At 61.1% G+C, this 10,681-nt stretch carries 8 protein-coding genes; 4 read left to right on the top strand and 4 right to left on the bottom strand.

What is annotated here, in order from left to right:
• Positions 1-611: 611 nt before the first annotated feature.
• The 3 genes from ACXAD2_RS28350 to ACXAD2_RS28340 all read left to right on the top strand — a co-directional run bounded on the left by ACXAD2_RS28350 (position 612) and on the right by ACXAD2_RS28340 (position 3,072).
• Positions 612-1,208: a helix-turn-helix domain-containing protein gene (locus ACXAD2_RS28350; RefSeq protein ID WP_475178465.1), complete on the top strand. Its 597-nt coding sequence runs from the start codon at positions 612-614 to the stop codon at positions 1,206-1,208.
• The gene (locus ACXAD2_RS28345) at positions 1,201-2,442 is read left to right on the top strand and encodes a type II toxin-antitoxin system HipA family toxin (protein ID WP_475178462.1); all 1,242 of its coding nucleotides are present in this window, start codon (positions 1,201-1,203) and stop codon (positions 2,440-2,442) included. The genes ACXAD2_RS28350 and ACXAD2_RS28345 overlap by 8 nt, the downstream gene beginning before the upstream one ends.
• A gap of 159 nt (positions 2,443-2,601) precedes the next feature.
• Positions 2,602-3,072, top strand: a complete 471-nt coding sequence (locus ACXAD2_RS28340) for a CYTH domain-containing protein (protein WP_475178460.1) — start codon at positions 2,602-2,604, stop codon at positions 3,070-3,072.
• A gap of 47 nt (positions 3,073-3,119) precedes the next feature.
• On the opposite strand, the gene ACXAD2_RS28335 is transcribed toward ACXAD2_RS28340, so the two are convergent.
• Entirely contained in the window at positions 3,120-3,650 is a 531-nt protein-coding gene (locus ACXAD2_RS28335; RefSeq protein WP_475178458.1) for a chloramphenicol phosphotransferase CPT family protein, read from the bottom strand.
• A 330-nt stretch (positions 3,651-3,980) separates the two neighbouring features.
• Between ACXAD2_RS28335 and ACXAD2_RS28330 the strand changes: the two genes are divergently transcribed.
• A complete protein-coding gene (locus ACXAD2_RS28330; protein WP_475178455.1) occupies positions 3,981-8,513 on the top strand; it encodes an ExeM/NucH family extracellular endonuclease in 4,533 nt (1,510 codons plus the stop codon).
• Between the two features lie 270 nt (positions 8,514-8,783).
• Here ACXAD2_RS28330 and ACXAD2_RS28325 read toward each other — a convergent pair whose 3' ends face one another.
• The 3 genes from ACXAD2_RS28325 to ACXAD2_RS28315 all read right to left on the bottom strand — a co-directional run bounded on the left by ACXAD2_RS28325 (position 8,784) and on the right by ACXAD2_RS28315 (position 10,212).
• On the bottom strand, positions 8,784-9,347 hold the full coding sequence (locus ACXAD2_RS28325) for a hypothetical protein (protein ID WP_475178453.1): 564 nt from the start codon (positions 9,345-9,347) through the stop codon (positions 8,784-8,786).
• Complete coding sequence (locus ACXAD2_RS28320; protein WP_475178451.1) at positions 9,340-9,609, bottom strand: hypothetical protein; 270 nt, start codon at positions 9,607-9,609, stop codon at positions 9,340-9,342. The genes ACXAD2_RS28325 and ACXAD2_RS28320 overlap by 8 nt, the downstream gene beginning before the upstream one ends.
• A 390-nt stretch (positions 9,610-9,999) precedes the next feature.
• Positions 10,000-10,212, bottom strand: a complete 213-nt coding sequence (locus ACXAD2_RS28315) for a hypothetical protein (protein WP_475178448.1) — start codon at positions 10,210-10,212, stop codon at positions 10,000-10,002.
• Between the last annotated feature and the right edge of the window lie 469 nt (positions 10,213-10,681).

Here is a 10,681-nt window from a genome sequence, read left to right as displayed (position 1 = left end):
GCGCCAACTGGGGTAAAAAAGACTGCGCCATTTAGAAGTCGTCAGGCAAACGGTTCAACTGAACGAAAGAGAAGATGGGGAGGGTGCCTTATTTCCGACATATTGGAGCGCCAATCGAAAGACGAATTCCATGGGTCGCCTGCCGAAGAGAGAAGGGCGCCGAATATCGGGGGGGAGGATAAAGGCGATTTTGGAACGGGCGCTTTCTCTGCCGATCCCTGGCCGCTGCGCCGCGTAGATGCAACTGTAACTCTTGAGGCTGAGCGCTCTATTCTCTTCATGGAGGGCTACACCGTTCAACGTCGCGCAGGTCGAGGGCTTCAGCCTCTCGTGGAGGCAGGCAAGGGGGCCGCGTAAGCGGCAGGCTCCCTTCTCCGGCAAAGAAATGTCCTGAGGGCTTCGGCGGACGCAGACCCCTTTAGGTTTCAAGGCGTGGGGCTTTGCCCAACGCTGTGGGAGCACGCGGCGAAGTTCCATCAAAAATATGATGTCGAATAGTACATCAATGCGATCTGAGATGTAGAAATATGCATCAGAACTTCGGGTCGCCTTGCGTGATGATGTATGTAAAGATATCATAGGCAAGAGTTGATGCAGAAAAGAACATTGAGATGAGCTACGACGTTGTAGACATAGCAGAGCGGTTGCAGGCGGCGCGCAAGGCCAAGGGATTAAGCCAACGCGAGTTGAGCGATCTGGCTGGCGTGCCCCAAGCACAGATTTCTCGCATCGAGGCTGGCACGGTCGACCTACGCCTCTCAAGCTTGGTCGCGCTTGCCCATGCCCTTGACTTGGAGCTCACCCTTGTCCCCCGCAAAGCCGTGCCGGCCGTCCGCTCCATCAGCCGCGACGCAACAGCCGCAAACCGCCAAAACGTCGTCGCGATACAAAAGGAAATGCAACGCATCGGCGAGACCGTGCGTGGCCTCCAGGTCACCGTGCCCAAGCTCGAAGGCCTCAACCAGCTTCAGAAGACCTTTTCTGAGCTGCACAGGGTCCGTGTGCCCACGTTCGATCCTGAAACGCTCAAGCAGCTTCGAAAGACGATAGAGCAAATCAGCAAGCCCACGAAGGAACTGACAGCCCTCAACGAGAGCATCAAGCTGATGACCTCCATCCGCAACAGGGCTTTGCATGAGCAGGATCCCGACACCGGCGTCGCACCATCTCGTCCGGCCTACTCGCTTGATGAGGATGATGATGCCTGATATTTCTGTTATGACCGTCAAGCTCTATGGCGAGCCAATCGGGACGCTCACCCATCTTGGTGATGAGCGATCGATCTTTGCCTTCACCGACGCATACATCAACGACCCGGACCGGGCGACGCTCGGCCTGCATTTTAAAGACCAGTATGGCGAGCTCATCACCGATTTCTCGCCGGTCAAGATGAAGCTTATGCCCTTCTTTTCGAACCTCCTCCCTGAAGGGCATCTTCGACGCTATCTCGCAGAAAGGGCCAGCATCGACGAGAAGCGCGAGTTCTTCCTGATCCAAGCTCTTGGTCGAGACCTGCCGGGCGCGGTGACCGTCGAAGCGTCTGATGATGACCCATGGCCGTTGACCGATGATTTTGATGCTGCCGCCGAGGGTGATGGTGACAACGCGCATGAAAATGCTCTGCGGTTCTCGCTTGCTGGCGTGCAGCTAAAATTCTCGGCCGTCATCGACGCCGCAGGTGGCCTGACTATCCCGGCGAGTGGCATCGGCGGAGGTTGGATCATCAAGCTGCCGTCTCAAGAGTACCGTGGGGTCCCCGAAAACGAATTTTCCATAATGTCGCTTGCCCGTATGGTAGGGATAAATGTCCCAGCCATTGATCTGGTGGATATCGGCGGTATCAAAAACTTGCCAGATGGCATCGATCACCTTGGCGACAAAGCTTTTATTATTGAACGCTTTGACCGCCGCGAAGATGGCACATCCGTCCATATCGAAGACTTTGCCCAAGTCTATGGTGTCTATGCCGAAAGCAAATATAAGAAAGCAAGCAACCGCAACATTGCTGCGGTTATTGCGGCCGAGTCCGATCACGCGGATATCGCTGAGTTCATCCGCCGCCTGACGTTCAATACCCTCATTGGCAATGGTGACATGCACCTGAAGAACTGGTCCCTCATCTATCCTGACCAGCGGAATGCAAAGCTTTCACCTGCCTATGATTTCGTGTCGACGATCCCCTATCTCCCGGGCGATCAATCGGCCCTGAATTTCAGCCGCACACGGCGGTTTGACGAATTCACGGAAGACGAGCTTCTACATCTTGCCAGCAAGGCTGCACTGCCAAGAAAGCTGGTCATCGAGACTGCACGCGAAACTGTCGAGCTCTTCATGGATCGATGGGCCACTGAGAAGGCGCATCTTCCGATGGGAAGCGACGTGGTGGAGGCCATCGACAAACACCTGACGACTTTGCCGATCATAGGCGAGGCGCTCACCTGAGAGGCAAAGCCGCATGCAGAACGAAGATAGTCCCTGACGCACGCGCTTTGCGAAGTCGCGCGGCCGAGAGTGTTGCGGGCTTTACGGCATGACGCTCGAATGAGAAGAGAGCCGCGAAGGCGCCGGTGGTAACGGTTGCCCCTCGATACCGGAGCGAGCATGGCCAAGGAAATTGAGCGGAAATTCCTTCTCATAGCGGACACATGGCGCGACGCCGTTACCCACACGGTCGAGATCCGGGACGGTCTATTGGCGTTCCGCGATGGTCGAAAAATCCGCGTGCGCTTCAGCGATGACAAAGCCACGCTCAGTGTGAAGGGGCCGAAAAAGGGGTTTACGCGGGACGAATTCGAGTACGAGATCCCCGCAAGTGATGGCTTGGTTCTGCTGGAAGATCATTGCGACGGCACGATCTTGAGAAAATCCCGGCATTTTGTGCCTCACGACGGTCTGGTGTGGACCGTCGACGAGTTCCACGGTGTTCATTCAGGTTTGGTTCTGGCCGAAGTGGAACTCGAGAGCGAAGATGCCGAGTTCTCCAGGCCACTCTGGTTGGGTCGAGAAGTGTCGGGCGAGCGCCAGTACCGACAGTCCACCCTCTTCAAGAAGCATCGGCAGGAGACAAAATGAGGGCGGCTTGGCGCACCCGAGCCCTGGAAAGATGAACTTGCGCCTGCTCATCCGAAGCTGGAGCGCCGCTGGCCGGTGCGCCATCCGTCAAGGATGAGCTCGACATTACGGTCGACGCCATGTTCGGACCAGAGCTCTCGATCATAGAGCTTGCCCTGATGGACGGTTGCGAAGTCTGCCTGCGCGCTTCCCACCGGTCGGTCACCACGATCCAATTCCCGAGAAATGAGAGTGGGCAGGGCGCAATGAACGCCTACGAAATATACATCGTGCCGCGCGAAGAGCCGCCGAAGGTCTTCAAGCCATCGCGCATCGTCGAGGATGTGCTCGAGGATCAGGTTGTTGCCAGCGTCCGCATAAGCTGCGAGCGAGGCGTGAAAACCTGCGAAGAACGCAGGCTTCAGGGAGTGCCAATCAAAATCGCCGGCCTTGAATCGCTCAGTGGGCAGCACGCCGGCGTCGCGTAGATGGTCGATCGAGATGTGCCAGAAGGGCAACTCGATCCTTGCCTGCAGTGCGCGCGCAATCGTGGATTTCCCACTGCTCGATGGACCGTGCAGAAAGATGATCCTGGACATGCGCTGCTCCTTTCATGACAGAAGCGGCGTCCTAGTGGGAAAAGATTGCCGTTTCATGACGCTTGGGGGAGCGCCAGACAAGACCGCCGAAAGGAGAAATGAAACGAGCAGAGCCGTTTTCTCCTGAATGGACGCCAAGCGGCGCCAGCTTGTTCTTGCGCCTGCGGCAGGGCGGCTGATCCCTATTGCCGATCGCTCCGCTCGGCCGTGTGAGGCGACAAACTGCCGGTGGATGTAGGGTGGTTGGACGCCCAAAAGCCGCGGGGCATATAAAACAGTCACATACTTATGGAAGGTGAACACTCGTCAACTTGGACTGGGGGAAGATCAGTGAGCAATCAGACCTTCTGGACTGCGTCGAAGGAGAAGTCCTCCAAGCGCGGCACCGATGTCATCTTCGGTGCTTTCGGCGACGACCAGATCAACACCGACAGCGCATTCGCCATCGTCCATGGCGGCCTTGGCGACGACACGGTGTCGGTCGGCGGTAGTGGCATCGTGTTCGGCGGCTGGGGCGATGATCGTATCGTCGCGGGCAGCGGGGCCCTGCGCGCGTTCGGCGGCTTCGGCGACGATTCCATTATTGGCGGTCTGGCTGATGACGCGCTCGACGGCGGCTTTGGCGATGATACCATCGAGCTTGGCGGCGGTGAGGATCGTGTCGATGGCGGCCTGGGCGTCGACACGGCGGTGCTGGCAGGCTCGATCAACGACTATGTCTTTTCCGCGGTCGGGCGTAAAACGCTCACGCTGACTTCGGACAGCCAGACGGCGCATCTGGCTTCCATCGAGGCGTTCCGGTTCGACGATTTCACCTACTATACCGACGGGCGCAACAACGCGGTGCTCGCCGGCGACGACGTGTTCGCGACCGGCGAAAACGACCCGTTGGCAATCAGCCTCGAGGTGCTGCTCGCCAATGATCGGGATTTCGACGGCGACACGCTGACCATCGCCTCGGTCGACGCCATCAGCGCCGCAGGGGCCGCGGTCAGCTTCGACGGCAGCGCCGTAGTCTACGATCCGGGCACACTCTTCGACGTGCTGGCCGAAGGGCAGCAAGCCAGCGACAGCTTCAGCTACGTGGTGACCGACAGCGCCGGCAGTACCGTCAGCGCCATGGTGACGATCACGATAGAGGGCCGCAACGATGCGCCGGTTCTGAGCGTGGCATCGGCCTTCAGCCTCGCCGAGAACGCAACTCTGATCCCAGCTGCAATCTCGGCGGGCGATGCCGACGGAGATGTGCTCGGCTTCAGCCTCTCTGGGGATGATGCCGCGCTTTTCACTATCGACGCCGGGACGGGTGCGCTGGCCTTCGCGGCGGCACCAGATTTCGAGGTGCCGCAAGACGCGGATGGCGACAATGTCTATGACCTCACCGTTACTGTGAGCGACGAGGCAGGCGCCAGCGACAGCCGCGATATCGCGGTGACGGTGACCGACGTGGTCGAGATCGAGGTCCGGATCAACGAGTTACACTATGACAACGCTGGCACCGATACCGGCGAGTTCGTCGAGGTCCGCGTCGGTGCTGGGCAGGATGCGTCGGTGCTCGGCGTGGTGCTCTATAACGGCTCGAACGGCAGCGTCTACAACACGCTGGCCCTGCCAGGGAGCCCGGCCTCGACCTCAGGTGGCTACGACTACTACCTGCTCGAGCTGCCAAGCAACGGGCTGCAGAACGGTAGCCCGGATGGCATCGCGCTGGTCAACGGCGATATGGTGGTCGAGTTCCTGTCCTACGAGGGCAGCTTTGTCGCCAGCGATGGGCCGGCCGAGGGCATGACGTCAACCGACATCGGCGTCTCCGAGGCCGCGGACTTGCCGGTGGGCACCGCGCTCGAACGTGCTGAGAACGGCGAGGGCTGGAGTGTCACCGAGGCCGACACCCGCGGGCTGAGCAACGATTACACGCCGCCCTTCGTCGGCCGGATCAACGAGTTGCACTATGATAACGCTGGCACCGATGCCGGCGAGTTCGTCGAACTGCGCGTGGTCGAGGGCACGGATGTCTCCGCAGCCGCGGTCGAGCTCTACAACGGCTCGAACGGGGCGCGCTACGGGGTCTTCTCGCTCAGCGGTCTGCTGGCTTCTACCTCGGCTGGCTACGACTACTACCTGCTTGAGCTGCCAAGCAACGGGCTGCAGAACGGCAGCCCGGATGGCATCGCACTGGTAAACGGTGGGACGGTGGTCGAGTTCCTGTCCTACGAGGGCAGCTTTACCGCCGCGGATGGAACCGCAGCGGGGCTGACCTCCACGGATATCGGCGTTGCCGAAGGTTCCTCGACCGAGGCGGGGCTGTCGCTGCAACGCGACGAGGCGGGCGATGGCTGGGCGGACCCCGCCACCGAGACCCCCGGCGCGGCCAACGACGGCGACAGCGGCACGGGCGGGGGCATCGTGGCACCCTACAGTTTCGATTTCGAGACCGAGATCGCCGGGGCCGACTGGCAAGTGGTTTCGCGCGATGCCGACACGGCCAACAGCTGGTATGACTCGAGCTACGGCGGTGACGGCTTCGCTGCGGTCAACGCCTATGGCGACGCGGCCGCAGCCGATGACTGGCTGATCTCGCCGCTGATCGACATCTCGGCACTCGAGAACCCGGTGGCGCGCTTTGCCAGCGCCAAGAACTACGACGACGGCGGCATTGCCGATCCCGAGGTGACCTTCCTCTATTCCACCGATTACAGCGGCAGCGGCGATCCGGCGGCGGCAACCTGGACCGAACTTCCCTACACTGCCTCCGCGGGCAGCTTCGCCGAGACCGCGTCGGGCGAGATCGACCTGTCGGGTATTGCGGCAGGCAGCGTCCACTTCGCCTTCCGCTACCAATCCTCGGGCACCGGGTCCGGCGACAGTTCGCTTTGGCAGATCGATGACTTCGCGGTGGGCGAGGCGGCCAGCACGCCCCTGCCGACCGAGACCACGCTGATCTCGGAGGTGCAGGGCACGGGCGCGGCCTCGGCACTCGAGGGACAGGTGGTCACCATCGAGGCCATCGTGGTCGGCGATTTCCAGAACGGGGCGTTCGGCAGCGACGGCGATCTCGATGGCTTCTTCCTGCAGGAAGAAGACGCCGATGCCGATGGCACCGCGCTGAGCTCGGAGGGCATCTTCGTCTACGAGGGCGGTGCGCCGCTGCTTGACGTGCAGGTGGGCGACAGGGTGCGGGTGACCGGCACCGTGGCGGAATACTTCGGCGAGACGCAACTTTCGGCAATCAGCTCGATCGCGGTGACGGGCAGTGGGAACGCTCTTCCGACCGCCGCCGAGATCAGCTTCCCCGTGGCCGGGGTGACCACCAACTCGGACGGCGCGTTGATCGCCGATCTCGAGGCCTATGAAGGCATGTTGGTGACCGTGCCGCAGGAGATGACTGTCACCGATCTCTACACGCTGGGCCGCTTCGGGGACATGGGGCTCAACGCGCAGGGGCTGGTCGAGACTTACACGCAGGCGAATACGTCCGATGCGGCGGGCTTCTCCGCCTTTATCGAGGAGCAGGTGAAGAACACGCTCATCGTCGACGACGGATCGACCGAGCAGAACCCCTCGGTGATCCCCTTCGAGATCGCCGGCGAGACCGGCCGGATCGCCGGAGAGTTCGATGCCGAAGATGCGCTCGGCGCCGGTGATACGGTCGAGGGCCTGACCGGCGTGCTGCGCTACTCGCGTGGGTCGGGCGGCTCAGGGGACGAGATCTACCGCCTCAACCCGACCGAGACGCCGGAGTTCGAGGACACCACTCCGCGCGAGACCGAGGCTCCGGACGTGGGCGGCAGCATCACCGTTTCCTCCTTCAACGTGCTCAACTTCTTCACCTCGCTGGAAGATGAGGGGCTGACGGCAGGGCCGGACGGCGCCGAGGTGCGCGGTGCGAGCAATGCCGAGGAAATGGCGCGGCAGCTCGACAAGCTGGTCTCGGCGCTGACCGCGCTCGACAGCGATGTCATCGGGCTGCTCGAACTGGAGAACGAGATCGGTGATCAGAACGGCGACGGCCAGTTTGCCATCGGCTACATCGTCGATGCGCTCAATGTCGCGATGCCCGATGCCGATTACCAGTACGTCGATCGCGGCGTGCCCTACGTCGGCGGGGACGCGATCATGGTGGGCATGATCTACGACGCCAACGCAGTGCGGCTCGCCTCTGGCACCACGGTCGAGATCCTGACCGACGCCGACCTCGCGGCGCTCGGGGTCGATCCCGGCAACCCGGTGTTCGAGGGCTCCGGTACCAGTCGCGTGCCGCTGGCCGCGACCTTCGAGGAGATCGCCAGCGGCGAGACCTTCACCGTCGCGGTCAACCACTTCAAGTCCAAGGGCTCGGTCAGCCCCTTCGGGGATAATGCCGATACCGGCGATGGCACCGGCAACAACAACGAGGCCCGCACCCAGGCGGCCGCGGCGCTGGACGCTTGGCTTGACTCCGACCCCACGGGCTCGGGCGACAGCGACGTGCTGATCATCGGCGATCTCAACTCCTACGCCAAGGAGGACCCGATTGCGCTGCTCGAGAGCGAAGGCTACCAGAACCTGATCGCCGCCTTCCTCGAGGACGACGCCTTCGAGTATTCCTATGGTTTCCCCGTCGATCTCGACGCGGCGCCGCAAGCGCAGACCTTTGGCGCGCTCGATTATGCGCTGGCCAGCGGCTCGCTTGCCGCGCAGGTCACTGGAGCGGCGGAGTGGCACATCAACTCGCTCGAGGCGGCGGTGTTGGACTACACGACCGACTTCCTGCCGGAGGATCAGGTGGATGATCTCTACGCGCCGCATGCCTTCGGCTCGTCCGACCATGATCCGCTGACGATCGGCCTGTCGCTGGGCAGCGACGCGGGGCTACTGGCCTAAGGACACTGCCTGCCGCGAGCGCGATATGCGTGCGCTCGCGGCAGGCGCGGCGTTGGTCGATGGTTCACCGCAATATCGCGGGTTTTCTTCTGTATTGCGTCCAGCGGATGTGCGGCCAAGAGAATGGAGCGAACCTTCGCGCCAGATGCCGCTATTGCGGCACTGAGGCCATCGACCTGGATCTTCCTTAGCCGTCGTGCCCGTTAGACAAGGGAAAGGCCTGAAACGGATGCATCTTGCGGATACAGCACTGTCAGATGCCAGCTCATTTCAAGGGTGAAGGACAGCAGGTTCCTCGTGATCGGAACGGGGCGTTCGCTCGATCGTGGCGGGGTCGATCTCACGCATGGTCAGTTGAGCATTCACGCGGCGTGCAGCGGGTCCCGCGCGAAACCACTTAGAAGCGGAAGCGAGGTTAAAACGAGGACGGCGCTGGCCCTCTTTCGGCATGGAAGCCTCCATTACCACCTCGATCATCTCATCAATGCGGTACAGGCCGCCCGCGACGGGGAGGGGCATCTTGCGCTGCTGAAGGGCCTGACGCTTCACTTCGAGCTTTTCGGCAACATCTGCGAGACTCACCAGGTCAGGCCGGACCTCGCGCAGGACAGTGCCCGCCGGCAGCGCGTTGATCAGCGCCCGCGCGGTCTCAAGGATCACGCTCTCTGCATCGTCCCCTTCGGCTTCCAGCTCTACACCTAGCAGACCGGCATGACCGGTGCCCACGAGAGCATCCTCAAAGCCCGCTTCGAAGACAGCGTCGGAAAGCGCAAATGCGTCGTGCGCACCTTCCGGGAGCGCGAAGACCAGTTCGAATTCGAATTCTTCAGCCATCGGACTTTCCTTCGTCTTTCTTCTCAAGCCTCACGCAGGCCAGAGCTTTTTGCCGGATCTTCTTCGCAAACTGCTGCGGGTTCTTGGGTGTCGACCACACAGACATCTGGCAAAACTCGCCGCAGCGGCATTCCTTATCGTTCGCAGGGCACCGGAGGATCCCCCACGCGTGCCCCTTGCCTTCGATAAGAGCCCATCCCAGCGCTTCGAGCTCTTGGATGACGGCCTCGATTTCCTTCGACGTGTGCTTCTTCCTCGGCACTGAAGATACTCTGCTCCCTTAAATTGTCAATCGACAAGATAAAATCGTTACGAGAAGGCCCCTGAAAATGGGTGCCTGACGCCAGCACGCAGCCCATAGCAAGATCACTGAATGCACACGGGCGCACTCCTCGACCTTGGGTGGGGGATACAAGAGCAATGTCCCAGATATCAACGCCGGCGCTGATGCTGCCAGGTGTCGTCACCGCTAGCCGGTGCCACCGAGAATGGTCCTGTTGGGTAGAACTGCGCGGCGACAGCTTTCTTCTGCCAGCACGGCTTTCTTCGTGGGCTCCGCTCTCGGAGGATGAGGCGAAGAATGATGACTGGGCGCGGGCGGACAGGATTTTGCCTGGAACCAGCCCAGCCGGAAACTGGGATTTCTCGTCGGCTATCTGTGGCGTCGCACCATCGAAACAACCGTGCATGCTAGCGTGGCAATCCCGCCGAAGAGCACCGCCGCAATGCCGAGGGGGAAGAGGATGGTTCTGGAGGAGACGACGGCTCCAGTGATTTCGGCACCGAAGGCCAGATGGTCGGTCGCGAGCATCGCGACACCGACGCCTATCAGAACGAAACCGCCAAAGAAGATGATTTTCTCCATACCTATACTTCAACTCATGCTTTGTTCGACCAAATATTCTATCCAGCAAATACGAGCCAAAAAACGGCAACCAGGAACATCTGCCGGGGACCGGTCTAGACCCTACGTCATGCAGGTCGCCATCCGCGTAGATGCACGTAAAAACGTGCATGCATGCACAATACACTCTACTCATGCGTCAGCCTAGCGGGGAGCGTGTCGAGCGACCGTGTGGGCCACTCTGAAGCTCCTACTGAATTCGTCCGCGACCGACGTCGCCGATAGGGCATTCAGGATCGTCGTCGGGCCCTGATCGCCCTCCCGGCCGAAGTGGAGCCCTCTCTGCAGGTCCCTGGCCAACGCGCAAAATATCACGCGTAAGCATTGCCCGTCTTCACTGGTGCACAAGGCTGGTACCTCAACGACCGTCAGCTTCCCGTCCCCGGCAGAAAGATCTCCGCGATCCCCCTTCTGCCATCCTCCCGTCCCA

This window comes from Salipiger sp. ABN3_019 (genome assembly GCF_056158605.1).
Note: the sequence above shows the minus strand (reverse complement) of the source record. Positions and strands in the feature narration are given on the sequence as shown.

Coding starts and splice junctions, on each gene's coding strand:
- ACXAD2_RS28325 (WP_475178453.1), bottom strand. CDS start 9,347: ATGGCTGAAGAATTCGAATTCGAACTGGTCTTCGCGCTCCCGGAAGGT.
- ACXAD2_RS28345 (WP_475178462.1), top strand. CDS start 1,201: ATGCCTGATATTTCTGTTATGACCGTCAAGCTCTATGGCGAGCCAATC.
- ACXAD2_RS28315 (WP_475178448.1), bottom strand. CDS start 10,212: ATGGAGAAAATCATCTTCTTTGGCGGTTTCGTTCTGATAGGCGTCGGT.
- ACXAD2_RS28335 (WP_475178458.1), bottom strand. CDS start 3,650: ATGTCCAGGATCATCTTTCTGCACGGTCCATCGAGCAGTGGGAAATCC.
- ACXAD2_RS28350 (WP_475178465.1), top strand. CDS start 612: ATGAGCTACGACGTTGTAGACATAGCAGAGCGGTTGCAGGCGGCGCGC.
- ACXAD2_RS28340 (WP_475178460.1), top strand. CDS start 2,602: ATGGCCAAGGAAATTGAGCGGAAATTCCTTCTCATAGCGGACACATGG.